At 74.5% G+C, this 24,271-nt stretch carries 22 protein-coding genes; 12 read left to right on the top strand and 10 right to left on the bottom strand.

Annotated features, from left to right (window positions below):
* The first annotated feature begins 17 nt into the window (after positions 1 to 17).
* Together exaC and QNO07_RS15185 are read left to right on the top strand one after the other, a co-directional pair.
* The gene (gene exaC, locus QNO07_RS15180) at positions 18 to 1,541 is read left to right on the top strand and encodes an acetaldehyde dehydrogenase ExaC (RefSeq protein ID WP_283992529.1); all 1,524 of its coding nucleotides are present in this window, start codon (positions 18 to 20) and stop codon (positions 1,539 to 1,541) included.
* A gap of 122 nt (positions 1,542 to 1,663) precedes the next feature.
* Positions 1,664 to 2,095: a DUF779 domain-containing protein gene (locus QNO07_RS15185; RefSeq protein WP_283992530.1), complete on the top strand. Its 432-nt coding sequence runs from the start codon at positions 1,664 to 1,666 to the stop codon at positions 2,093 to 2,095.
* Here QNO07_RS15185 and QNO07_RS15190 read toward each other — a convergent pair.
* Entirely contained in the window at positions 2,065 to 2,895 is an 831-nt protein-coding gene (locus tag QNO07_RS15190; protein WP_283992531.1) for an MOSC domain-containing protein, read from the bottom strand. The two genes, QNO07_RS15185 and QNO07_RS15190, sit on opposite strands and share 31 nt — an antisense overlap.
* Before the next feature lie 55 nt (positions 2,896 to 2,950).
* Complete coding sequence (locus tag QNO07_RS15195; RefSeq protein ID WP_283992532.1) at positions 2,951 to 3,421, bottom strand: DUF6643 family protein; 471 nt, start codon at positions 3,419 to 3,421, stop codon at positions 2,951 to 2,953.
* Between the two features lie 262 nt (positions 3,422 to 3,683).
* Here QNO07_RS15195 and QNO07_RS15200 point away from each other — a divergent pair, with 262 nt between their 5' ends.
* Complete coding sequence (locus QNO07_RS15200) at positions 3,684 to 4,946, top strand: TerD family protein (RefSeq protein WP_502961853.1); 1,263 nt, start codon at positions 3,684 to 3,686, stop codon at positions 4,944 to 4,946.
* A 64-nt stretch (positions 4,947 to 5,010) separates the two neighbouring features.
* Complete coding sequence (locus QNO07_RS15205; RefSeq protein WP_283992533.1) at positions 5,011 to 5,838, top strand: glutamate racemase; 828 nt, start codon at positions 5,011 to 5,013, stop codon at positions 5,836 to 5,838.
* Between the two features lie 85 nt (positions 5,839 to 5,923).
* Here the strand turns inward: QNO07_RS15205 and QNO07_RS15210 are convergent, their stop codons facing one another.
* Positions 5,924 to 6,952, bottom strand: coding sequence for an O-antigen ligase family protein (locus tag QNO07_RS15210; RefSeq protein ID WP_283992534.1), 1,029 nt, complete (start codon positions 6,950 to 6,952; stop codon positions 5,924 to 5,926).
* A 158-nt stretch (positions 6,953 to 7,110) separates the two neighbouring features.
* Between QNO07_RS15210 and QNO07_RS15215 the strand changes: the two genes are divergently transcribed.
* Positions 7,111 to 7,584 (top strand): NUDIX hydrolase, encoded by a 474-nt coding sequence (locus tag QNO07_RS15215; RefSeq protein ID WP_283992535.1) that lies wholly within the window; start codon positions 7,111 to 7,113, stop codon positions 7,582 to 7,584.
* A gap of 46 nt (positions 7,585 to 7,630) precedes the next feature.
* Here QNO07_RS15215 and QNO07_RS15220 read toward each other — a convergent pair whose 3' ends face one another.
* The 3 genes from QNO07_RS15220 to dhaK are packed head-to-tail and all read right to left on the bottom strand — an operon-like array spanning position 7,631 to position 9,654.
* Positions 7,631 to 8,041, bottom strand: a complete 411-nt coding sequence (locus QNO07_RS15220) for a PTS-dependent dihydroxyacetone kinase phosphotransferase subunit DhaM (protein WP_283992536.1) — start codon at positions 8,039 to 8,041, stop codon at positions 7,631 to 7,633.
* Positions 8,034 to 8,651 (bottom strand): dihydroxyacetone kinase subunit DhaL, encoded by a 618-nt coding sequence (dhaL, locus tag QNO07_RS15225; protein ID WP_283992537.1) that lies wholly within the window; start codon positions 8,649 to 8,651, stop codon positions 8,034 to 8,036. The genes QNO07_RS15220 and dhaL overlap by 8 nt, the downstream gene beginning before the upstream one ends.
* A gap of 10 nt (positions 8,652 to 8,661) precedes the next feature.
* Complete coding sequence (gene dhaK, locus QNO07_RS15230; protein ID WP_283992538.1) at positions 8,662 to 9,654, bottom strand: dihydroxyacetone kinase subunit DhaK; 993 nt, start codon at positions 9,652 to 9,654, stop codon at positions 8,662 to 8,664.
* 220 nt (positions 9,655 to 9,874) lie between these two features.
* Here dhaK and QNO07_RS15235 point away from each other — a divergent pair, with 220 nt between their 5' ends.
* Together QNO07_RS15235 and QNO07_RS15240 are read left to right on the top strand one after the other, a co-directional pair.
* Positions 9,875 to 12,040: a serine/threonine-protein kinase gene (locus QNO07_RS15235; RefSeq protein WP_283992539.1), complete on the top strand. Its 2,166-nt coding sequence runs from the start codon at positions 9,875 to 9,877 to the stop codon at positions 12,038 to 12,040.
* Positions 12,041 to 12,165: 125 nt separating this feature from the next.
* Positions 12,166 to 12,786 (top strand): VOC family protein, encoded by a 621-nt coding sequence (locus QNO07_RS15240; RefSeq protein WP_283992540.1) that lies wholly within the window; start codon positions 12,166 to 12,168, stop codon positions 12,784 to 12,786.
* Positions 12,787 to 12,836: 50 nt separating this feature from the next.
* Here the strand turns inward: QNO07_RS15240 and QNO07_RS15245 are convergent, their stop codons facing one another.
* Positions 12,837 to 13,565, bottom strand: coding sequence for a leucine-rich repeat domain-containing protein (locus QNO07_RS15245; protein ID WP_283992541.1), 729 nt, complete (start codon positions 13,563 to 13,565; stop codon positions 12,837 to 12,839).
* 11 nt (positions 13,566 to 13,576) lie between these two features.
* On the opposite strand from QNO07_RS15245, the gene QNO07_RS15250 reads away from it, so the two are divergent.
* Both QNO07_RS15250 and QNO07_RS15255 read left to right on the top strand, forming a co-directional pair.
* Positions 13,577 to 13,978, top strand: a complete 402-nt coding sequence (locus QNO07_RS15250; protein WP_283992542.1) for an ACT domain-containing protein — start codon at positions 13,577 to 13,579, stop codon at positions 13,976 to 13,978.
* A gap of 21 nt (positions 13,979 to 13,999) precedes the next feature.
* The gene (locus tag QNO07_RS15255) at positions 14,000 to 14,497 is read left to right on the top strand and encodes a hypothetical protein (RefSeq protein WP_283992543.1); all 498 of its coding nucleotides are present in this window, start codon (positions 14,000 to 14,002) and stop codon (positions 14,495 to 14,497) included.
* Positions 14,498 to 14,558: 61 nt separating this feature from the next.
* Here QNO07_RS15255 and QNO07_RS15260 read toward each other — a convergent pair whose 3' ends face one another.
* The gene (locus QNO07_RS15260) at positions 14,559 to 16,508 is read right to left on the bottom strand and encodes an N-acetylmuramoyl-L-alanine amidase (RefSeq protein ID WP_283992571.1); all 1,950 of its coding nucleotides are present in this window, start codon (positions 16,506 to 16,508) and stop codon (positions 14,559 to 14,561) included.
* Positions 16,509 to 16,757: 249 nt separating this feature from the next.
* Complete coding sequence (locus QNO07_RS15265; protein WP_283992544.1) at positions 16,758 to 17,873, bottom strand: aminoglycoside phosphotransferase family protein; 1,116 nt, start codon at positions 17,871 to 17,873, stop codon at positions 16,758 to 16,760.
* Between the two features lie 287 nt (positions 17,874 to 18,160).
* Here QNO07_RS15265 and QNO07_RS15270 point away from each other — a divergent pair, with 287 nt between their 5' ends.
* The gene (locus QNO07_RS15270; RefSeq protein WP_283992545.1) at positions 18,161 to 19,654 is read left to right on the top strand and encodes a DNA-binding protein NsdB; all 1,494 of its coding nucleotides are present in this window, start codon (positions 18,161 to 18,163) and stop codon (positions 19,652 to 19,654) included.
* Between the two features lie 49 nt (positions 19,655 to 19,703).
* On the opposite strand, the gene QNO07_RS15275 is transcribed toward QNO07_RS15270, so the two are convergent.
* Positions 19,704 to 21,158 carry a PP2C family protein-serine/threonine phosphatase gene (locus tag QNO07_RS15275; protein WP_283992546.1) on the bottom strand — a complete coding sequence of 485 codons (1,455 nt, stop codon included), beginning with the start codon at positions 21,156 to 21,158 and terminating at the stop codon, positions 19,704 to 19,706.
* Positions 21,159 to 21,468: 310 nt separating this feature from the next.
* Here QNO07_RS15275 and QNO07_RS15280 point away from each other — a divergent pair, with 310 nt between their 5' ends.
* Positions 21,469 to 22,917: a HEAT repeat domain-containing protein gene (locus tag QNO07_RS15280; RefSeq protein WP_283992547.1), complete on the top strand. Its 1,449-nt coding sequence runs from the start codon at positions 21,469 to 21,471 to the stop codon at positions 22,915 to 22,917.
* A 173-nt stretch (positions 22,918 to 23,090) separates the two neighbouring features.
* On the top strand, positions 23,091 to 24,215 hold the full coding sequence (locus QNO07_RS15285) for a glycosyltransferase family 4 protein (protein WP_283992548.1): 1,125 nt from the start codon (positions 23,091 to 23,093) through the stop codon (positions 24,213 to 24,215).
* Positions 24,216 to 24,271 lie beyond the last annotated feature (56 nt).

The raw sequence follows: 24,271 nt of genomic DNA on the forward strand, positions 1-24,271 counted from the left end.
GCCAGGGAAGGCGCATCATGAGCCGCTACGCCGCACCCGGAACCGACGGCGCCGTCGTCGCCTACCAGCCCCGCTACGACCACTGGATCGGCGGCGCCTACGTCGCCCCCAAGCTCGGCGGGTACTTCGAGAACCCCACGCCGGTCACCGGGGAGCCCTTCACCGAGATCGCCCGCGGCACCGCCGAGGACGTCGAGCGGGCCCTCGACGCGGCCCACGGGGCCGCCCCCGCGTGGGGCCGCACCTCCCCGGCCGAACGCGCGGTCGTGCTGAACCGGATCGCCGACCGGATGGAGGAGAACCTCGAGGCGCTGGCGGTGGCGGAGAGCTGGGAGAACGGCAAGGCCGTCCGCGAGACGCTGGCCGCCGACATCCCTCTGGCCATCGACCACTTCCGCTACTTCGCGGGCGCCATCCGCGCCCAGGAGGGCACGCTGTCGGAGATCGACCAGGACACCGTCGCCTACCACTTCCACGAGCCGCTGGGAGTCGTCGCCCAGATCATCCCGTGGAACTTCCCGATCCTGATGGCGGTGTGGAAGCTGGCGCCCGCGCTGGCCGCCGGCAACGCCGTGGTGCTCAAGCCCGCGGAGCAGACCCCGGCGTCGATCCACCTGCTGATGGGCCTGATCGCCGACCTGCTGCCGCCCGGCGTGGTCAACATCGTCAACGGCTTCGGTGCCGAGGCTGGCAAGCCGCTCGCCAGCAGCCCCCGGGTCGCGAAGATCGCCTTCACCGGTGAGACCACCACCGGCCGGCTGATCATGCAGTACGCCTCGGAGAACCTGAAGCCGGTCACCCTGGAACTCGGCGGCAAGAGTCCCAACATCTTCTTCGACGACGTCTCCGCGGCTGACGACGACTTCCTGGACAAGGCGCTGGAGGGCTTCACCATGTTCGCCCTCAACCAGGGCGAGGTGTGCACCTGCCCGTCGCGCGCGCTCATCCAGCAGGGCCACTACGCCTCGTTCCTGGAGGCGGCCACCGCCCGCACCGAGCAGATCGTGCAGGGCCACCCGCTGGACACCGACACGATGATGGGCGCCCAGGCCTCCAACGACCAACTGGAGAAGGTGCTGTCCTACCTGGACATCGGTCGGCAGGAGGGCGCCCGGGTGCTGACCGGGGGTGCCCGCGCCGACCTCGGCGGTGAACTCGCAGGCGGGTACTACGTCCAGCCCACCATCCTGGAGGGCGGCAACCACATGAGGGTCTTCCAGGAGGAGATCTTCGGGCCGGTCGTGGCGGTGACCTCGTTCTCCGACTACGCCGACGCCATGAAGACCGCCAACGACACGCTCTACGGGCTGGGCGCCGGCGTGTGGACCAGGGACGCCTCCACCGCCTACCGCGCGGGGCGGGCCATCGCGGCGGGACGGGTCTGGACGAACTGCTACCACGCCTATCCGGCGCACGCCGCGTTCGGCGGGTACAAGCAGTCCGGCATCGGCCGGGAGAACCACCACATGATGCTGGACCACTACCAGCAGACGAAGAACCTCCTGGTCAGCTACTCACCGCAGAAGCTCGGCTTCTTCTGACCAGGTACCAGGTCCGCCCGGGCCCCGGCCTCCCGGCCCGGGCGGACCGCCCCCTCCCGCCCGTAGCGCGACCACAGCCCCGGCGGCCCGCCCGGCCGCCCCGGGAGAAGACGAGGTGCGTGGTGCCGACCGACAGCACCGAGCCCACCGGCCCGCTCGCGCGGGTCGCCCTCACCACGGCGGCGGCCGGACTGCTCCGGGAACTGACCGGCAGGCACGGTCCGCTGATGTTCCACCAGTCGGGCGGCTGCTGCGACGGCAGCGCCCCCATGTGCTACCAGCTCGGCGAGTTCCGCACCGGCGCGTCCGACGTGCTGCTCGGCCGACTCCGGGTGGACGGCGTGCCGGAGCCGGTGCCGTTCTGGATCGCCGCCGACCAGTACGCGTACTGGAGCCACACCCACCTGACCGTGGACGTGGTGCCCGGACGGGGCAGCGGGTTCTCCCTGGAGGCACCCGAAGGGGTGCGCTTCCTCATCCGCTCCCGCCTGCTCACCGAGGAGGAGTCGGCCCGCAGCCCCGGTCAGGGCACCGGGTCGAGCACCTCCACCTGATCCCCACTGCGCACCCTGCCCGTGGATTCGGGGACCAGGTTCTGGCCGAAGACCAGCTGGCTCCCGAACCGACGGTGGCGGGCCAGGGTGCGCAGTGGCTCCCTGCCGCGCCGGGCGGTGCGCTGGTCGGTGGTGGTCACGACGCAGCGCCCGCACGGCTTGGCGACGCGGAACACCACCTGGCCGACCCGCAGTCGGCGCCAGCCGTCCTCCGCCCAAGACTGCGTGCCGGACACCACCAGATTCGGCCGGAACCTGTCCATCGGCAGCGGCCCCTCGTCCGCGTGGCCTCCCTCGGCGACAAGCTCGTTCAGCGCCTCCAGGGAGGCCGTGGTGGTGACCAGCAGCGGGAAGCCGTCGGCGAAGCCGACCGTCTCCCCTTCGCGGCCGAACTCCGGGTCCACCGGCCGGGCGCGCGGGTCCGCCAGGTACACCAGCAGCACCGGCCGGCCCAGATAGGCGGAGAACCAGTCGCTGCCGACGTCCGCGGGCGCCGCGGGCACCCGGTCGCGCCACACCGACACCGTGACCGTCCCGGTCCCGTCGCCGGGCACCGCGACGCGCAGTTTGGGCATGGCGGGCGCGGACAGTTCCAGCCCGCCGTCCGGCAGGGGCTCGGCCGCGGCCAGCGCGAGCCGCGGCTGTTCGCGCTGCGTCACCTGGCGGTGGTCCGCGTCCACCACCATCCAGCGCCGGTCGGCGGCCAGCCCCCAGGGCTGCACCTCCGCCTCGCCGGGGGACGTCCCCCGCACCCCCTTCACCGGATAGACGTGCAACGCGGACAGCTCAGGCCTGGGCATGCCGTCATCCTGCCAGCCGCGTCCTGACGCCAGCCGCGCGGGCCGGACCGCGCGGTCAGTAGCCCGGCGCCGGGTGCTGGCGCCCGTACGGGTCCTCGTAGACACCCGGCATCTGCCGGGGCACGGCCGGCCGCGGTGCGGCGGGCCGGGGTGCGACCGGGCGCATCGGCTGCTGTTGCTGCTGGTACTGCTGCGGGGCCGACTGGTATCCGCCGCGGTCCGGTCCGGCCTGCTGCTGGAAGTACGGAGACGGCGCCTGCTGGAGCGGCGCGGGCTGCGGGGCGGGTGCCTGGTAGCCGCGCGGGGCCGCGTAGGAGGGGCCCGCGGTGAGAGCGGGCAGCGCCGACGGGAGGGCGGGCAGGTTGCTGCCGCCGTCGTACGCGGCGGGGACCCTGATGGGAGCGATCTGCGGGGTGCCCCGCTCGGCCACCAGGCTGTCGTAGATGGGCGTGTCGGGGAAGGAGGGGGTGGCGTAGTAGCCACCGCCGTAGCCGCCGTAGCTGCTGCCGAGGGAGGGGGAGGTCATGCTCCATAAGTTAAGCGGAAGAAGTGCCGGATGAGGAGGCCGGTAAGGGGGTCTTTTCACGGGTTCTGTGGGGCTGCTTGTCCCTAATCCGAGCGAAACTCTGCAAATCGGTCGCATGATCGCCCCAATGTGGGGTATGTGGGAGAACTTTCGGGTCGGGGGCGGCGACGGGGGCGACAGGGCGAGCAGTTCGCTGGCATAGGTTGTGGTCCTGCCGAGCAGGACAGAGCGGGACAGCACGCCACCCACGAGGGGGAGCAGTATGACCATGCGCAAGGGGACCAACGCCCCCGTACCGGCCGCCGCCGTACGGGTGGAGACGGGCTGGACGTCGGGGCCCGGCGTTCCGGACGTCGACGCCTCGGCCCTGCTGCTGGCCGCGGGCAAGGTCCGCTCCGACAGCGACTTCGTCTTCTACAACCAGTCGGCGCACGCCTCGGGGGCCGTCCGCCACGAGGGCAAGACGCCGTCGGGTACGACCGTCAGCGACTGCCTCACGGTCGATCTGGCCGGCGTGGAGGCCGAGGTGGAGACGGTGGTGCTCGCGGCCTCCGCCGACGGTGGCACCTTCGGCCAGGTCCCCGGCCTGTACGTGCGGATCGTCGACGCGGCCGACGGGCGGGAGATCGCGCGCTTCGACAGCGCGGACGCCGGGCCGGAGACCGCCTTCGTACTGGGCGAGCTGTACCGCAGGCAGGGCGGCTGGAAGTTCCGCGCGGTCGGCCAGGGCTACGACAGCGGACTGGCCGGTCTGGCCGGTGACTTCGGCATCACCGTGGACTCGCCCGCCCCCGCGACGCCGCCCCCGCCCCCGGCTCCCGCTCTCCAGCCCACCCCGCCCGCTCCCGCTCCCGCCGCACCCCCGGCGCCCCCCGCCCCCGCGCCGGTGCGGCTGACGAAGGTCACGCTGACCAAGGAGGCCCCGTCGGTCTCCCTCACCAAGCAGGGCGGCACCTCCGGCGCGCTGCGCGTCAACCTCAACTGGGAGGTGCGCAAGCAGTTCAAGGGCTGGGGGCAGAAGCTCGGCCGGGCCATGGCCGCGCACTCCGACCTCGACCTGGACCTGTGCGCGCTCTACGAACTGGCCGACGGCCGCAAGGGCGTGGTGCAGGCACTCGGCAACGCCTTCGGCTCGCTGCACCAGCCGCCGTTCATCCACCTCGACGGCGACGACCGCACAGGCGCCCTCACCACCGGCGAGAACCTCACCGTCAACCTGGACCACATCCGCGACCTGCGCCGGGTACTGATCTTCGTGACCATCTACGAGGGCGCGCGCAGCTTCGCCAACCTCAACGCCTCGGTGACACTCACCCCGCAGCACGGCGCGCCGGTCGACTTCTCGCTGGACGAGTGCACCGTGCCTTCCACGGTCTGCGCGCTGGCGCTGCTGACCAACAACAACGGCGACCTCGTCGTCCAGCGCGAGGCCCGCTACCTGGTGCCCGAGCGCGGAGTCAGCCCGCAGCGCACCGTGGACTACGCCTACGGGTGGGGCATGCAGTGGACGCCCGGGCGCAAGTGACCCGGGTCCGGCTCCGCGCCACCTCCCTGGGTGGCGCGGAGCCGGGCCGCGTACCCTGACTGCTGTGAAGATCGCGCTGATCGACTCCGGAATCGGGCTGCTCGCCGCTGCCGCCGCGGTGCGGCGACTTCGGCCGGACGCCGACCTCGTCCTGTCCCTGGACCCGGACGGCATGCCGTGGGGCCCGCGCACCCCGGCCGACATCACCGAGCACGCCCTGCTGTGCGCCAGGGCCGCGGCCGAGTACCGGCCCGACGCGCTGATCGTCGCGTGCAACACCGCCTCGGTGCACGCGCTCGGCGCGCTGCGCGCCGAACTGGAGCCCGAACTGCCGGTCATCGGTACGGTGCCCGCGGTGAAGCCGGCCGCAGCCGCGGGCGGGCCGGTCGCCGTCTGGGCCACTCCGGCCACCACCGGAAGCCCCTACCAGCGCAGGCTGATCGAGGACTTCGCCGCCGGGGTCGCCGTCACCCCGGTGCCGTGCCACGGGCTCGCCGACGCCGTGGAGCAGGCCGACGACGCGGCCGTCGCCGCCGCGGTGGCCGCCGCCGCCGCGCTCACCCCGCCCGACGTGCGGACGCTGGTGCTCGGCTGCACCCACTACGAACTGGTCACCGGCCGCATCCGCGAGGCGGTGACGCCGCAGGGCGGCGAGGCCCCGCAACTGCTCGGCTCGGCCGAGGCCGTCGCCGCCCAGGCCCTGCGCCGGGCGGCAACCCGCCCCGATCCCGACGCGGAGCCGACCGGCCGCCTCACCGTGCTGCACACCGGGCGGCAGGTGGACGTCCCCGCCCACGGACTGCCCCGCCTGGACGCTCCCGACGAGGGGCGCGACGGCCTGGCCGAAGCCGCCCGCGCCATCCGCCTCGCCGCCTTCCCCTCCCGCTCCTGAGCGCCCGGCCGGCTCCGGCCTGACAGCCCGTCGGCTGGTTCGGCAGCCGGCGGCGCCAAACGGCGGGCTGTGCCCCGCCCACGGCTCAGCGCATCGCCGGATGTTCGAGGTGCTCGGCGCGTGCCGCGGTGGCCAGACCGGCGAGCACACCCGCCCCGGCGGCCACCGGGCTGAAGCTCAGCGCGTTGCTGACGCACGCCAGTGCGGCGATCACGGCCAGGGTGGCGGCGGCCGTCAGCACCACGGGCGTGGCGGCGGGGGAGCGCCCCAGCGCCACCAGCAGCCAGCCGAACGAGGCCGCCAGCAGCAGCAGTCCGGGCACACCCTGCTCGGCGGCGACCTGCAGCAGCGCCGAGTGCGGCCGCACGTCCTCCACCGGCGACTGGGCCGCCGCCGGGCTCAGCGTCCCGAAGCTGCCGGGACCGCTCCCCGTCACCGGCTCCCGCACCGCGATGTCCGCGGCGTCCCGCCACAACGCGGTCCGCTGGGCACCGACCTGGCCCTCCAGTGCTGCGGTCAGCCCCGGCGGCAGCGCGTCCTCCGCCACCAGCCAGGTGGTGCCCGCCACCGTCGACACCGCCAGCAGCGCCACCGCCAGGGCGGGGGTGCGGCGGCGCGGCCGCCCCGACGCCCAGGAGCACAGCAGCACCCCCGCGGCGGCCAGAGCTCCGGCGGTGGAACCCAGCAGCAGGGCGCAGCACACGGCGAGCACCGCCAGGAGGCGCATGCCTGTGCGGCCCGCGCGCCGCGAACCGGCCCACGCCGCACAGCACGCGGCCCCCGCCGCCAGCACGAGCAGCGCCGCGATCTCACCGGTGCGTTCCGCGGACGACACGGCGCCCGGAAGCGCGCCGGAGGTGAAGGCCAGCACGAGCGCGGCGGCGGCTGCCGACGCCGCCGCCGCGGCCGGGTGCAGGGCTCCGCCGATCCGTCCCGCGGCGTAGCCGGCGGCGACAGCGAGCACGGCCAGCAGCACACCCTCCGGGCGGGCCTCCTCCCGGTCGAGCGAGGACAGCAGGGCCCAGGCCGCGGTGGCGCCGAGCAGCGCGGCGCCGGTGAGCACGGGTACCACCCGGCTGCGCTGTCCGTCCGCCGTCCGCACCGACGACGCCATATGGCCCCCCGAACGCTCCCGGCCGCGGGACGCCCGATACGGCCGGTGACTTCGGTGGCCACCGTAACGGCTGACGTCACGAATGTGGACAGCCCGCGCAGAAACGATGCGCCCGGTGTGCGCGTCCGCGCGCCGGGCCCGCCGCGTAGGCTCGCCGCATGACCACTCCCGAGTACATCCGCGACCTGCGGACCCACATCGGACAGCAGTTGCTCTTCCTGCCCGGCGTCACCGCGCTCGTCTACGACGACCGGGGCAGGCTGCTGCTCGGCAGACGCACGGACACCGGTCGCTGGGCGGTCATCGGCGGCATCTGCGAGCCCGGTGAGCAGCCGGCGGACACCGCGGTCCGCGAGGTGTACGAGGAGACCGCGGTGCGGTGCGAGGTGGAGCGGGTGGTGCTGGTGGAGACGAGGGAGCCGATACGGTACGTCAACGGCGACGTGTGCCAGTTCCTGGACATCACCCTGCTGTGCCGCGCGGTCGGCGGCGAGGCGAGGGTGAACGACGAGGAGTCACTGGAGGTCGGCTGGTTCGCGCCGGACGAACTCCCCGCCCTGGAGGAGTTCGGCACGGAGCGGATCAAGCTCGCCGCCGCCGGCGGGCCCACCTGGTTCGCCGGCGGCCGCTGACCCGGCGTCGCTGCCCCTCACCGGCCGCCGTCCCGCCCGCACGCGTTCACAACTTGCGGTAGCGGTACGCCTCCTCCGCTGCCGCCGCGACCGCGTCCGCCGGCGCCCCGCTGGACGCGGTCACCACGGCCGCCACCGCGCCCTCCACGAACGGCGCGTCCACCAGCCGGGTGCCGTCGGGCAGTTCCCCGCCCTCGGCCAGCAGCGCCCGCACGGTCAGGACGGCGCTGCCCAGGTCGGCGAGCACCACCACACCGGCGCCCCGGTCCGCCTGCCGTGCCGCCTGCGTGATCAGCTCGGCGCTGGTACCCAGTCCTCCGTCACCGGTGCCGCCGGCCGGCTCCACCGCCGTCGTCGCGCCGCCCGCGGCCAGTCCCACGGCCAGATGGGCCACCGACTCGGCGACGGCCCGGCTGTGCGACACCAGTACCACCCCGACCTGCCCGTCCTCAGTCATCAGCCACCTCCGCCAGCGCCGCGACCAGCAGCGCTGCCGATGCGGCGCCCGGGTCCTGGTGGCCGATGCTGCGCTCGCCCAGATAACTCGCCCGGCCCTTGCGCGCCTGCAGCGGGACCGTCTCGACCGCGCCCTCCCGCGCCGCCCGCGCGGCGGCGGCCGGACCGCCGGCCAGCGCGTCGACGGCCGGCAGCAGCGCGTCCAGCATCGTCTTGTCGCCGGCCGCGGCGCCACCGAGCGCGCCGACGGCGGCCACACCCTCTCCGAGCGCGGCCCGCAGCGCCTCGGTGTCCACCGCGGACGTGTCCGCCAAGGCCTTGCCGGTGCGGCGCAGCAGCGTCCCGTACAGCGGTCCGGCGGCGCCGCCGACCGTGGAGACCAGCGTGCGGCCCGCCAGCATCAGCACCGCGCCCGGCGTGTCCGGCTGCTCCTGCTCCAGCGCGGTGCGCACGGCGGTGAACCCGCGCCGCATGTTGCTGCCGTGGTCCGCGTCGCCGATGGCCGAGTCCAGTTCGGTCAGCCGGTCCGCCTCGCGGTCCACCGCAGTCGCGGCTGCGTCCATCCACCGCCGGAAGAAGTCGGCGTCCATCTCCACCCGTTCACTCCTCATCCGTCGCTTCTCAGGCGCCCCAGCGCAGACCGGCGGTGCGGACCGGCGCGTCCCAGAGCCTGAGCATCGTCTCGTCCGCCTCGCACAGCGTCACCGAGCAGCCGGCCATGTCGAGCGCGGTGACGTAGTTGCCGACGAGCGTACGGGCCACCGGCACACCGCGCGCGGTGAGCACGCGCTGCACCTCGGCGTTGAACCCGTACAGCTCCAGCAGGGGTGTGCCGCCCATGCCGTTGACCAGCGCCAGCACCGGGCCCACGGGCCGCAGGTCCTCCAGCAGGGCGTCGACGGCCGCGTCGGCGATCTCGCCGGCCGTCATCATGCCGCGCCGCTCCCTGCCGGGCTCGCCGTGGATGCCGATGCCCAGCTCCAGTTCACCCGGCGGCAGATCGAAGGTGGGGCCGCCCTTGGCGGGCGTACTGCACGCGCTGAGCGCCACCCCGAAGCTGCGGCACGCCCCGGCGACCCGACGGGCCAGGGACTCGACCTCCTCCAGTGACGCGCCCTCCTCGGCCGCCGCGCCGGCGATCTTCTCGACGAACAGCGTGCCGCCGGTCCCGCGGCGGCCGGCCGTGTAGAGGCTGTCGGTCACCGCGACGTCGTCTTCGACCAGCACCCGTGCGACCTGCACGCCCTCGTCCTCGGCGAGTTCGGCGGCCATGTCGAAGTTGAGCACGTCACCGGTGTAGTTCTTCACCACGAACAGCACACCGCGCCCGCTGTCCACGGCGGCGGCGGCCCGGACCATCTGGTCGGGCACCGGTGAGGTGAACACCTCGCCGGCGCAGGCGGCGTCGAGCATGCCGGGGCCGACGAAGCCGCTGTGCAGCGGCTCGTGCCCCGAACCGCCCCCGGACACCAGGCCGACCTTGCCGGCCACCGGCGCGTCCCGCCGCACCACGAGGCGGTGCTCGACGTCGACGGCCAACTCCGGGTGGGCGGCGGCCATGCCGCGCAGGGCGTCGGCCACCACGCTCTCCGGCACGTTGATCAGTTGCTTCATCGCGGGCTCCCGTCCTGGTCTTCGCCGACACTGCCACTGTCGCAGCTCAGCGGGCGGTACGGAACGATGCCGCGCGCGGGCCCTGTGCCCGTCACCGCTCCGGGCGCGTTCCCGCGTCCGGCTCCGCGGGCGCTTCGGACGGCATACCCACCCCGGCGGTGGGCGGCCATACTGGAAGGCGCAGGGGGAGAACGGGAGCGACGACGGGGGACAGTGCTCGATGGCGGACACCAGGCTGATCCAGGGCCGGTACCAGCTGCTCGAGGTGATAGGTCGCGGCGGCATGGGCGAGGTGTGGCGGGCCCGCGACGAGGCGCTGGGCCGCAGGGTCGCCGTCAAGTGCCTCAAGCCCCTCGGCCAGCAGCCGGACGCCTCGCTGGCGCAGGTGACCCGGGAGCGGTTCCGCCGGGAGGCCAGGCTGGCGGCCGGGCTCCAGCACCGCGGCATCACCGTCGTGCACGATTTCGGCGAGCACGAGGGCGTGCTCTACCTGGTGATGGAACTGCTCGACGGCCTCGACCTGAGCAGGCTGCTGGAGGAGAACAAGCAGCATCCGCTCGACGTCGCGGACGTGCTCGACATCGCCGGCCAGGTGGCTTCCGCCCTCGCCTACACCCACGACCAGGGCATCGTGCACCGCGACCTGAAGCCGGCGAACGTCGTCCGGCTGCCCGACGGCACGGTCAAGATCTGCGACTTCGGCATCGCCCGTCCCGGGGACGGCGGCGGCTCCTCCGCGCAGCTGACCGTCACCGGCATCGCCATGGGCACCCCGCACTACATGTCGCCGGAGCAGATCGCCGGCACGGACGTCGACCACCGCAGCGACCTGTACTCCCTCGGCTGCGTGCTGTACGAACTCTCCACCGGTGTGCCCCCGTTCGACCTGGACGACGCCTGGGCGGTACTGGTCGGCCACCGCGACACCCCGCCGAAGCCGCCGCGGGCGCTGCGCCCTGACCTGCCCGGCGGGCTGGAGGACGTGGTGCTCGACCTGCTCGCGAAGGACCCCGGGCAGCGCCCCCAGCACGCCGGTGAACTGGTCCGCCGCATCGCCGCCGTGCGTCGCGGCGGCCGGGCCGCCGAGGTGCACGGCGCCGCGGCGCTGCCGACCTGGACCCGCGGCATGCGCGTCGGCTCCCGGGCCGGGGGCCACCGCCCGCCGCCGCAGACGCCGCCCGCCCCGCTCAGCGGCCGGTGGACCAGGCCGCCCGAACCGCCGCCGGCCGGTTCGGCCTCACCCGCACAGCTCGACGACCTGGCCGACCGGTACCGGCGAGCCCTGGACCTGGGACGTCTGGGCCGCTGGGAGCAGGCCGCCGACCTGCACCGGGCGGTCGCGGCGGAACGGGAGGCGCTGCTCGGCGCGGACCACCCCGACACGCTCGCCAGCCGCTACGAGATCGGCTTCGCGCTGGGGCGCGTCGGCCGCACCGCGCAGGCGCTGCGGGAGCTGGAACAGGTGGCCGCCGGACGGCTCAGGGCACTGGGCGCGGACCATCCGGACACCCTCGCCGTCCGCCAGGAGTGCGCCTACGCGCTGGGCCGGCTCGGCCGCCACGCCGAAGCGCACCAGGAGTACGAGGCGGTGCTCGCCGCCATCGAGGAGGCCATGGGCGCCGAACACCCGGAGACGCTGCGCTGCCGCCACAACCTCGCCTTCAACCTGAGCCGGCTGGGCCGGCTGGACGAGGCCCACCGGGCAGCAGCCGGGGTGGCCGCCGTCCGCACCGCGGTGCTGGGCCCGGAACACCCCGACACGCTGGCCTCGCGGCACGAGGTGGGCTACACGCTCGGCCGGCTGGGCCGCTGGGAGGACGCGCTCGACGTCTGCCGCCAGGTTGCCGACGCCCGCAGCCGGGTGCTCGGCCCCGCACACCCGGACACGCTCGCCGCCCGCTACGAGACGGGCGTCGGGCTGGGACGGCTGGGACGCAGCGCGGAGGCGCTGGAGCTGTACCGCGAACTGGTCCTGGTGCGCACCCGCACGCTGGGGCCGCACGCGCCGGAGACGCTGCGGGCCCGGCACGGCTACGGCGTCAACCTGGGCCGGCTGGGCCGCTGGGAAGAGGCCCTGACGGAGGCCGGCGACGTGTGCGCCGCCCGGGAGCGGGCTCTGGGCCCCGACCATCCGGACACGTTGGTGAGCCGCCGGGAAACCGCGGTCGCGCTGGGTTGGCTGGGGCGCTGGGAGGAGGCACTGGACGTCTACCGGCAGGTCACCCGGGCGCGGGAGCGGGTCCTCGGGCCCGGCCACCCGGACGCGCTGACCAGCCGCAGCGACGAGGCGCACTGCCTGGAGCAGCTCGGCCACGGCACCGAGGCGGTCGAGCTGTACCGCCAGGTGGCGACCCTGCGCCGCGGCCCCGCCTCCTTCGGCGCCTGAGCGCCCCCGCCCGCCCGGCGCTGTCCTGCCTGACGGGCTGCCTGACGCCCCGGCGGCCCCGCGCCCCGTGCCGCCGGGGTGGGACCTCCCGCATTGCCTGGAGGCCCCGCGCGAGGGATGGTTGATTGAGCAACCACTCGTCGCGCGAGGAGATCCCGATGACGCAGCCGGACACCCCCGGCCGATCCGAGGCCGCCGCCCTTCCCGAGGTGCCCGGAGGTTCCGACGTGGACGCCCGTCCCGATGTGCCCGACGTGGACGCCCTGCGGGCCCGCAGGGCGCAGATCAGGGCCCGCCATTTGAAGGATGCGGGAGACCGGCCGCCGCCCCCCACCCGGGGCGTGCACCACGTGGCGTTCATCTGCCGAGACGTGGCCGAGACCGTCGACTTCTACCAGGGACTGCTCGGCTTCCCGCTGGTGGAGATGGTGGAGAACCGCGACTACCCGGGGTCCACCCACTTCTTCTTCGACCTCGGCAACAACAACCTGCTCGGCTTCTTCGACTTCCCCGGCCACCCGCATCCGCCGTTCACCGAGACCGTCGGCGGCGTGCAGCACCTAGCGCTGTCCATGGACCCCGTCCAGCACGCCGAGGCCCGGCGCGCCCTGGACACCGCCGGGATCGCCTACGTCGGCCCCGACCGCGGAGTGGAGGAGAGTCTCTACCTCAAGGACCCCAACGGCGTCCCCGTCGAGCTCTACCGGGAACGTCTCGGGGTCTTCGACGGCAACCAGCTCACCTGACAGCGGCGGCCGAGCCGGTCGCCCCCGCAGCCGCCCCCACCGCCCGGTCTTCACCGGAGTACCACCGTGCCCCGGCTGACCAGCGCGGTTTCGGTGCGCCGCAGCGCGGGCCCCTCGTCCAGCGGGTTCCACCGCAGGTCGAGCTTCTCCAGCGCGGGCAGCTCCACCAGCCACTCCGGCAGCGTGGTCAGCCCGTTGCCCCGCAGGTCCACACGCCGCAGCAGCGGCAGCCCGCGCAGCGCTCCGGGGACGGCCTCCAGCCGGTTGTCCCGCAACTCGACAAGCCGCAGCTCGGGCAGCCCGCCCACTGCTCCCGGCAGCCCGGTCAGCCGGTTTCCGCCCAGCCACAGCTCGCGCAGCGCCGGGAGGGCGCCCGCGCTGTCCGGCAGCCTCTCCAGTCCGCAGCGCTGCGCCCGCAGCTCGACCAGGGCGCGCATCGCGCCCAGGTCAGGGGGCAGGGAGTGCAGCGGGTTGTCGCCCACGTTCAGATAGGTCAGGGCCGCCAGGCGGGTCAGCTCGGAGGGGAGCGTGCGCAGCCGGTTGTCGTGCAGGTACAGGAACCGGTCCAGGGTGGTGAGGTCACCGAGCTGCGGCGGCAGCGCCTCGATCCGGTTGTGGCCGAGGTCCAGGGTGTGCAGGGCGCGCAGCTCGCCGAGGCGGGCGGGCACCGAAACCAGGCGGTTCTCCGCCAGGATGAGTACCCGCAGATCGACGTTTCGCCAGACCTCGTCTGGCACCTGCGTGAGCCCGGACTGCCACAGATTCACCGTATCCGTCATACGATGTGATCATGGCAGGTGAACGCGATCTGAAGAAGCTGCTCCGCGGGCTGCGGCCGGACCTCCATCCGGGCGCCTACGTCTTCGTGACCCTTCCCGGTGGTGACCAGCCCGCCGGGCTGAACCCGGTCGTGACGGTCAGGGAGGCCGAAGGGCTCACCCTGGTGCTGCCCCGCGAGGAGGCGGACGCCTCCGGCCTGCCCTACACCTACACCGCCGGCTGGATCACCCTGCGGGTGCACTCCGCGCTGGAGGCCGTCGGACTGACCGCCGCCGTGTCCGCCGCCCTGGAACAGGCCGGGCTGAGCTGCAACGTGGTGGCCGGCTACCACCACGACCACCTGTTCGTGCCCTACGAGCGGGCCTCGGTCGCCATCGCCGTTCTGGAGGACCTGGCGGGTCGAACAGCCTGAGTGTCCGCGTACCATAACCACATGTCCTTCCTTCGCCGCCGCAGTGCCGCCACGCCCGCCGGGCCGGACTTCGACGTCCTCGCGATGGACCCCGGCGACTGGCCCGGGAACCTCGGCGCCGGACTGCTGCCCGCCCCCGACGGCAGCTGCCAGGGTGTGTTCCTGCGCTACGACCTCTTCGGCGGGCGGGGACCGGCGATGGTCATCGGCAACCTGCCCGAGGGCTCGCCGGCCCGCGACATCGAGGACGGCGAAGTCCCCTTCGAGGTGGCGCAGTTGCTGGCCGCCCTGGAGAACGACGAGCCCGTCGCCGTGACCGGCACCGAGGACAGCCCCGTCATGCACGACGGGAACCTGCTCATCGTGCGGCGTGTGAAGTGCTCCGAGAGCCGGATCTCCTGCGTGCAGTTCGACCGCAGCGACGGCGTGCTGGTGACGATCGCCAGCTGGGACCGGCCGATCACCGACGACCTTTACCAGTTGCTCAAGCCGCTTCCTGCCGAGCTCTTCCAGCAGTGACGGGGTGCCTCCGGCCACCGGAGGCAGCCCGCAGCCCGCCGCCCGACCCGCAAGGCGTCCGCTACCTCGCCGGCAGCAGCCGCACGTCGGCCGCCTTCACGAAGGCGACCCGGTGGCCGAACTGGATCTGGTGGTACTCCTCCCCGCGCACGACGGTGTGCCCCTTCGGGTCGAAGGTGCGCGCCGACAGGTACTCCGCGTGAGTGGTGAGCCCCCGCACGTACCGCTGGCCGGCGGCCAGCGTGTACGGCAGCGGCGACACCTCCTGCACCGGGACCCCCGCCGGGTAGGCGTCCCGCTCCGGGTACGCCCGTCCGTAGACCCGTACCGACGTGCGGCCCGGCGCCGCCTCCACCAACGTGCCGGTGGTGCGCACGGCCGTCGGCCGGTCCACCGGATCGCGGAACCACGCCTTGCCACCCAGGTACCAGATCGCCGTCCACTCCCCGCTCCGCCCGGCCACCGCGTACTGCTGGCCGGTGGCCGCGCGTGCGCCGATGTCGTTCACTCCGTCGGTCGAGGGGCTGCCGTCCGGCCGCAGACCCGCGTCCCTGACGAGCGGGGACGTGGCGTCCGGCGCGGTGTGCAGCCGGACCGCCGACGAACCCCGTGCCGGGCAGCGGGCCGGAGTGCCGTCGCAGCGTGTGTACACCGGCCGGTGCGCGTCGTGGTCCGGGCGCACCGTGACCACCTCGCCCTCGGCCGGGGCCCGGCCCGCGGCGGCGCCTCCCGGCCGGCCGGCGCCGTCGCGCGGCTCGGCCTCGAAGGGCGCGCCCAGCAGGTCGAAGTAGTGCCGCCAGTCCCAGTACGGGCCCGGGTCGGTGTGCATGCCGCGGACGGCGGACGGGGTGCCGCCGGGCACGTTGTCGTGGCCGATGACGTGCTGCCGGTCCAGCGGGACGTCGAACCGCTCGGCCAGGTACCGCACCAGGCGGGCCGAGGACCGGTACATGACCTCGGTGTACCAGGCGTCCGGGGCGGTGAGGAAACCCTCGTGCTCCAGGCCCACGGACTTGCTGTTGACGTACCAGTTCCCGGCGTGCCACGCCACGTCGCGGGTCCGCACGTGCTGTGCCACGTGGCCGTCGGAGGACCGCAGCGTGTAGTGCCAGGAGACCGAACGCGGATTGCGCACCATGCCGAGTGCACCCTCCCAGTACCCCTCCACGTCGTGCACCACCAGGTACTCGATCCGCTGCGACGCGGGCCGCCCGGAGCGGTCGTGGTTGCCGTAGTCGGTGCCGCCGTCCGCGCCCGGGTACTCCTCGCGGGGAGCGGGCACCGACTCGCAGGACACTTCGGCCGGGCACTCCGGCACCAGCGCCGACCTGAGTGACGGCAGTTCCAGCAGGGCCAGTTGGCGGGTGTCGGGCGCCACCTTCCGGGTCGGCGGCAGCACCACAGCCTCCCCGGTGTCAGTGGTGCGCCGCTGCCCCGCACGCAGGACGGTGAACACCTCGTCGGCGAAGAAGCGTGCCGCGCGGCTGCTGTCCGCGGCCGGGTAGGAGGCCACCGCCGCGTACCAGCGCGCCGGGTCGCCGCTCGCGGGCAGTCCCAGGTCGCGCTGCGCCCGCGCCAGCAGCGCGGCCCCGCCGCTGATGCCCGCCGCCCGGTCGGTGCGCAGGTGGGACGCGGGCAGTCCGGTCAGGCGCGCCGCGCGCTCCAGCGTGCGCAGCCGTGCGGGCAGCCGGTCTGTGTCCGGCAGGGCGGTGACCCCCTTCCGCGCCGCGCGGGCGTCGTCGCCGCGCGGGTCCTCGGCCCCGGCATGGTGGTGCCGGCTGTCGGCGAGCGCGGCCTCGGCGTCGGTCAGGTGCATCGGGCCGTAGCCACCCGAGACGCTGGGAGCGCCGCCGTGGGAGTCCCACCGCGACTGCAGGAACGACACCGCCAGCAGCACCCGCTCCGGCACACCGTGGCGTTCCGCGGCGTCGCGGAACTCGCGCTGCAGCGCGGACCCGGCGCGTGGCTCCACCGCCGCGGGACGGGCAGCGGACAGCAGCGGCACAGCCATCGCCACCGCGGCCAGCGCGGCACCCGCGGCCCGCAGTCTGATCCGGGACGGGTGGGGAACGACGCGGCGCACGGCAGCCTCCAGGGGAAGCCGTGGCGGGACGGGCCCCGCCCATCGGCTGCCTCACAACTACCACCGGCTGACGGACCGTCAAAGGACCGTCGAGCCCAGGGGCGCGTCGCCCCCGGCCCGGCCGGCGTACCCCCGCCACGTGGACGGACGTGGCGGGACGTCGATCGGATGCGGGCGTCAGCGGGTGCCGACGGCGGCCCGCACCGCGCGTCTGGCCAGCGCGCAGTCGTCGTGCAGGCGGCGCAGCAGCAGCCGCTGCTCCTCGCCGGACGCCGGTACCCCGCCCTGCTCGCCGCCGCCCGTGCCGCCCACCGGTTCGCGCATCGTGCGCTGCACCGCCATCTCGCAGTTCCGCACCTCCCGGGTGAGGACCAGCATGAGGTTCACCAGGAAGGAGTCCCGGGCGGGTGTGCCGTCGCTCTGGGCCGTCTGGCTGATCTGGCGCCGCGCCACGGGGGAGTCGCCGAGGACCGACCACAGCGTGGCCAGGTCGTAGCCCGGCAGGTACCACCCGGCCTGCTCCCAGTCGACCAGGACCGGCCCGGTCGGGGAGAGCAGCACGTTGGCCGGCAGCGCGTCGCCGTGGCAGAACTGCCAGGAGGGACGGGTACGGCCACCGGGGTGGGCCACCCCGTGCAGCAGCTTGTGCAGGTCGTCGAGGTCGCGGTCGGTCAGCAGGCCGAGTTCGTGGAAACGCGCCAGTCGGGTGCCGTAGTCCAGCGGCCGCTCGAACATGCCGGTGGGCGGACGCCATCCGTTGAGGCGGGTCACCGCCCCCAGCACCGTTCGCAGGTCGGCGCGCTGAGGGCTGCCGGCCGGGTGCCGGTGCGCGGCGGCAGGTCTGCCGGGCAGGCGCTCGATGACCAGTGTGCAGTTGTCGGGATCGGCGGCGATCAGGCGCGGCACCCTGACCGGCGGCCGGTGGCGGACGAAGGAGCGGTAGGCCGCTATCTCCTGCCGGAATCCGGCAGTCCACGCGGGGGAGTGGTCCAGCAGGCACTTGGCGATGGCGGGGGTGCGGCCGATGGTGCCCGCGAGGATCACCGTCCGACCGCTGCGCCGCAGTACCTGCACCGGGTGGAAGTCGGGGCAGATCCGGTGCACCGAACCGAGCGCGGCCCGCAGGCGCGCACCCTGCGCGCCGGAGAGGTCGAGCCGTCCGCTCAGCGGTGGCGACGCACCGGGGGACGCGGGTCCGAGCGGCCGCCGCGTCCGTTCCTGGGTGACGGCTCCGGTGTAGTGCTGGAACCGGGGCCGGGGCGGGGCGGACACGGGGGATGTTGCTTGATACATGAGCTGGCCGAATCCCTTCGTGCGCCGACAGATGGACGCGCGCCCCCGGCCCGGTCGGAACAAACCGTGCGCATGTCGGTCGCGCACGGTTCACATCAGGCTGTGTCGCACCCTGGGGAATGCCGTCAGCCGCCTGGTGGAGACCGGGCCGGGGTGGCGCGCTTCCTACAGGACACCCACGAACGGGTGGCACACCACTTGGCGAACCCTGGCGAACCCTGGCGAATGCTCGCAGGGCCCATTTCCGGCAGTTACTGTCAACTCAGCCGAGAACCTGGGGGCTTGAAGTGAACAAAGGACCCAACACCCGTCTGTCGGACCTGTTCGGCCTGGCCGGATGGTCCAAGGGCGAACTCGCCCGGTTGGTCAACCGGCACGCGGCGGCCATGGGCCATCCGCAGCTGGCCACCGACACCTCCCGGGTGCGGCGCTGGATCGACATGGGGGAGTCCCCCCGCGAGCCGGTGCCGAAGGTGCTGGCGTCCCTGTTCACCGAGCGACTCGGCCGTGTCGTGACCATCGAGGATCTCGGGTTCGGCCGGCCAGGAGCAGCACGACGGCAGTCCGTGCATGGACTGCCCTGGGCACCTGAGCAGACCGCCGCGGTCCTCACCGAATTCACGGGAATGGACCTCATGCTCAACCGACGCGGCTTGGTGGGCGCGGGTGCCGCGCTCGCGGCAGGCTCAGCCCTGCACAGCTCACTGCACGACTGGCTGCTGGCCGATCCGGCCCCGGCCTTCTCCGCCCCGGCGTACGACCCTCGGACCACCGCCGAGGCGGCCGGGTACGACACCTACGAAGCGGCCCCCGTCGGCTCCCAGGAGATCGACGCACTGGAACGCTCGGTGGAGGTGTTCCGCGCCTGGGACGCCCAGCGCGGCGGCGGACTCCAGCGCAAGGCGGTCGTCGGGCAGCTCAACGAGGTGGGCGGCATGCTCGGCCACCACCATCCCGAGCACCTGCAGCGCAGGCTGTGGGGGGTGGCGGCGAACCTGGCGGTCCTCGCCGGCTGGATGTCGCACGACGTGGGCCTGGAGCCCACCGCCCAGAAGTACTTCGTGATCGCGGCGCACGCGGCACGGGAGGGCGGCGACCGGCCGCGGGCGGGCGAGGCGCTCTCCCGCGCCGCCCGCCAGATGGTCCACCTGGGACGCCCGGACGACGCCCTGGACCTGATGAAGCTGGCGAGGAGCGGTTCGGGTGAGCAGATGCTGCCCCGGACCCGCGCGATGCTGCACACCATCGAGGCGTGGGCGCAGGCATCGATGGGCCGCGGACAGGCGATGCGGCGGACCCTGGGCGAGGCCGAGGAGCTGTTCGTCTCCGACAAGGGCGACGTGCCGCCGCCGAGCTGGATGCAGATGTTCGACGAGGCGGACCTGCACGGCATGCAGGCCCTGGCGTTCCGCACGCTCGCCGAGCACGACCCCGGTGCCGCGCGGATCGCCGAGAAGCACGCCAAGCAGGCCCTCCTGCTCCGGGAGAGCAACCGGGACCGGTCGAAGATCTTCGACTACATCTCGCTCGCCTCGGCGTGCTTCATCGCCGACGACCCCGAGCAGGCGGACCGGTACGCGCGCCTGGCGCTGGTCTCCATCGGGGACAACTCCTCCCACCGCACATGGGACCGGCTGCGGGAGATGTACCGGCTCACCGGCCAGTACTCCGGCTACGCGAAGATCGAGGACCTGCGGGAGGAGATCCAGTCGGCGCTGCCCCGGAAGCCGCGCGGCAGCGGCGCGAGCGGCGTCAAGAGCCCCAAGGAGCTGAGGGTGTAGCCGCCCCTCCCGGCGGTCGTCGGCGGTCGTCGGCGGTGAGGCAGACCCGTCAGCCGCCGACCCGGGCGACCAGCGCGCAGCCGTCGTCCTCCCGTTCCGTGCCGAACTCCTCCACCACGATGCGCACGCACTCACGTGCGGTGCGGGCCATGCCGAGGCGCGGGCCGAGCGCCAGCAGGCGTTCCGTGCCGGACTGCTGCTCGGGGCCGAAGTGCCCCGCGCGGGGGGCCAGTCCGTCGGTGTGCAGCACGAGCAGGTCACCCGGCCGAAGGTGCTCGGTGCGCTGACCGTAGACGGCACCGCTGGTGGCACCCAGCAGAACGCCGTCGGGCTGCGGCAGCGCCCGGCCCAGGCCCTCCCGGAAGAGCAGCGGCGCGGGATGGCCTGCCTGGGCCCAGGTGAGTAACCCGGTGCGCGGTTCGTAGCGGCAGCACAGCGCACTTCCGAGCGCGGGCTGCGCGGCGGCGTCCAGCAGGTGGTTGAGGTGGCCCATCAGGACGCCCGGGGCGACACCGGCGACGGCCATGCCGCGGACCGCGCCGAGCAGCATGGCCATGCCCGAAGTGGCCGCCACACCGTGGCCGGTGAGGTCGCCGACGCTGAGCAGCGCGCTGCCGTCGGGCAGTTCCATGGCGTCGTACCAGTCACCGCCGATCAGCGCGCTGGTCACCGAGGGGAGGTAGTGCGCCGCCACGTCCAGGCCGCCGGTGGCCGGCTCGCGGTGCGGGAACCGCAACGGGCCCTGCCACGGCGGCAGCACGGCTTCCTGGAGTTCGACCGCGAGCCGGTGCTCGGTCTCGGCGGCGTGCTGTTCGTGCCGCAGTGACTCGGTGGTGTCCCGCACCTCCTTCTCCGTGCGCCGCAGTGCGCTGACGTCGCGCACCACGGCCCACAGCGAGAGCGTGCAGCCGTCGCCGTCCAGTACTGGCTCGCCGGACATGTGCAGGGTGCGCATGTCACCGTCCGGCCGCACGATGCGGAACTCGCCGTCGACCGGCTTCCCGTCGACCAGGCAGTCCGTGACGGCCTCCATCATCCAGACCTGGTCGTCGGGCAGCAGCCAGGCGGGCAGCTCGTCCAGGGAGAGGGGTCCGTCAGCGGGCTCCCGGCCGAAGATCACGAACAGCTCCGGTGACCACTGCACCTCGTCGGTGCGCAGGTTCCACTCGGCGCTGCCGGTGCGCCCCGGCGCGGCGGCGCCGCGCTGTGAGGGGCCCTGGGACGCGGTACGCGCCGCGGGCACCCCGGGAGTCGGGGGGCCGTCGCGCAGCTGATCCAACTGGCGTCCGACGTCGTCGAGTTGCTGCACCGCCAGGGAGCACAGCGCTCGCTGCCACCGCTGTCTGGCGCCCTCGCCGTCCGGCTGGCCGTCCGTGTCGACCGCTCCCTGGCGCACGGCGTCCAGAGAACCGCGCAACCGGCGGGCCTGGGAGATGAGGGAGTCGAGGGTGCCCCGCTCGGCCACTTCGGCGGCGGGACGGTCCGCGGGGACATGGGAGGGCATCGCGTACTCCGATACGGGCGTTTCACCGGCGGACGCCGGGACAGGAGGGCCGGTTACGACTCTTGCACAGTGTGCGACGGTCCGTAAGGGATTCGGCGACACCCGATACGGTGGTGCTTCCGGCATATGTCAACGGCGCGACGGTTGCAGGCGCCGTCCCCCCGGCCCTCGCCGCCGGCCACCGCCGAAGGTAGGCTGCGCCCTTCGTACCGCTCTCCGCGGCCCCACGCAACCCTCCCACCGGCGGTTTTGCCGGACGAACCGTAAATCCCGTTGCCAGTCGAACACCCCGCACCGGATGCTGACCCCTATGTACGCCGAACACGTCGATCCAGACATAGCGCCCAGCGGCACGCTGCTCGGCCTCCTGCAGCGGGGCCGCGGTGACGGCACCCTGCACGCGCTGGCGGCACCCCGTCCCGAGGCCCTGGCCGCGCTGCGCCGGTGCCTGCTGAACGATCCCCGGCGGGACTGGCAACTGGAGCACCGTTCGCTGTACTACGCCCGGCTGCACACCGAGCTGGCCGCGCCACTCGACGCGATCGAGGAGCACCTCTTCGCCCCCGAGGACGGCGCCGAGACCGGCGAGGAGCGCACCGGCCTCGCCCTGTCGGTGCTGGGGCACCTCGCCTCCTACGGGGACACCGGGGCCCTAGAGCTGCTGCGTCGCTACGCCGCCCGCGGCGCCAACTGGCAGTGGGCGCTCGACGAGCTGGCGGTGCGCGACGACGACGAGGGCCTGCGCGCCCTGGGAGCGGCGGTGCTCGACCGCTTCCCCCGCACCGCCGAGGGGGACGCCGAGCTGGCACTGGCCCTGCGGGACGCCTTCGAGCCGCGCCCGTGGCGGCTGTGGGAGGAGGACCCGCACCGCCCCGAGCAGCGGGAGCGCCTGGTCCGCGCCCGCGAGCAGCACTCCTTCGACCGCTGGGCGAAGCAGATGCGGGCCGCCGGCCCCCGCCCGGGCTGGAGCGTGCGCGAGATCCTGGAGTGGGCCGCCGACGGCTGCCTCGACCGGGACGCCGACCCGGCGGACGAGCGCCGCCAGGCACGGGAGGCCGCCGCCGCCCGCTGCCTCGCCGCGGTCGCCGGCCCGCAGGACCGCGAGGAGTTGCTCCGTGCCGCCCGAGGCGGTCCCGACGCCGCCCGTGCCGCCGCCCTGCGGCACCTCGCCGAACGCGGCGACCGCGAGTCCCTGGACCTGATCGAGGCCGCCGTCGTCGCCGGTCCCGCGCCGGTCGCCGAGGCCGCCTGCGCCGCCTTCGCCCGCATGCGCAGCGTCGCCGCCCTGGACCGCGCCCGCCGCTGGGCCGTCCGGGCGGACGCCCTGGGCGTGGAGGCGGCCACCATGCTCGCCTGCCGCGGCGGTGCCCGCGACGGGCAGGCGGTGCTGGCCGCCGTGCTGCGGACCGCCCGGGCCGAGGGGCCCGACAGCCAGCGGCTGTGGCCGCTGGTCGAGGGGCTCGGCAGGCTCACCGTGGAGCGTGCCGCACCGGTGCTGCGCCACCTCTACCGGGAGACGTGCTCCTCCCGGCTGCGCGGCATCACCGCCCGCGCCCTCGCCGCCACCGATCCGTCCTTCGCGGCCGGCTTCGCCATCGAGTGCCTGTGGGACTGCGAGGAGTCCACCCGGGAACTCGCGGCCCGGCACGCCACCACCGGTGACGTGCGCGTCGTGGAGCGGCTGCGGCGGCTGGCCACCGACCCGGCCGAGGAGGCCGGAGTGCAGAGCGCCGTCCGCGGCCGGCTGGGCTCCGCCTGAGCAGCCCGGACGTCCGTCGTCCGCCGGGGCGCCCGGGCCCACCGGCTCGTCAACGGACCCGCCGACACCCACCGACCACCCGCCGCACCCCCGCGCCAAGACCTCACGGACCGTTCCCCTCCCGGCCACACGGCCGTGGCCCCGGGCACGGCCGCGGTGGCGAGAACCGGGGCATGCGCGTAGCCCTCGTGACCGAGTCCTACCCTCCCGACGTCAACGGTGTGGCCCACTGCGCCGTGCAGACCGCCCGCCACCTGGTCCGCCGCGGCCACGACGTGCTGGTCGTCGCTCCCGCCCCGGCACCGGGCACCGACCTGCCGCAGGACGGCCCGGCCCCCGTCGTGCACATCCCTTCGCTCCCACTGCCCGGCTACCCGCAGGTGCGGGTGGCGCTGCCCGGCCGCCGGCTGCGCGCTGCGCTGGCCGCCCACCGTCCGGACGTCGTCCACCTCGCCGGCCCCTTCGTCCTGGGCGTGCGCGGCATGGCGGTCGCCGCCCGGTTGGGACGGCCCGCGGTCGCCGTCTACCAGACCGACCTCGCCGGATACGCCCGCACCTACCTCGGCGCCGGCGAGGCCGCCGCCTGGCGCCGGATACGCGCCGTGCACAGCGCCGCCGACCTGACGCTCGCCCCCTCCTCGCCCGCCGCCGCGGACCTCGCCGCGCACGGCGTGCCGCGCGTGCGGCTGTGGGGGCGCGGCGTCGACACGGCGCGCTTCCGCCCGGAGCTGCGCGACGAGGCGCTGCGCCGCAGCTGGGCGCCCGGCGGCGAGCTGGTGGTGGGCTACGTCGGCCGGCTCGCGCCGGAGAAGCACGTGGAGGTGCTGGCCGGCTTGGGCGCGCTTGACGGCGTGCGGACCGTCGTGGTCGGCGACGGGCCCAGCGAGGCGGCCCTGCGCACCGCCCTGCCCGGCGCACGGTTCCTGGGCCGCCGCACCGGTGCCGAACTGGCCCGCGTCTACGCCTCGCTGGACGTCTTCGTGCACACCGGCCCGTTCGAGACGTTCTGCCAGACGGTCCAGGAGGCCCAGGCCGCCGGGGTCGCCGTGGTGGCGCCCGCGGCGGGCGGGCCGCTGGACCTGGTCGCGCACGAACGCACCGGGCTGCTGGTGCCGCCGCTGGACGCCGCAGCGGTCCGCAGCGCGGTGCGCCGGCTGCGGGACGACGCGCCGCTGCGCCGCTCCCTCGCCGACGCCGGCCGCGCCGCGGTGGCCGGCCGCACCTGGGAGGCGGTCGGGGACCGCCTGCTGGAGCACTACGCGCACGTCGTCCAGGCCCGCACCGCCCTCGCCCGCTGATCCGCCGCCCCGCCCGTGCGCGGCCTGCCCGACCCGCCGCAGCGCGGCGTTCCACG

It is taken from the genome of Streptomyces sp. 549, from assembly GCF_030124175.1.
Lineage (GTDB): Bacteria > Actinomycetota > Actinomycetes > Streptomycetales > Streptomycetaceae > Streptomyces.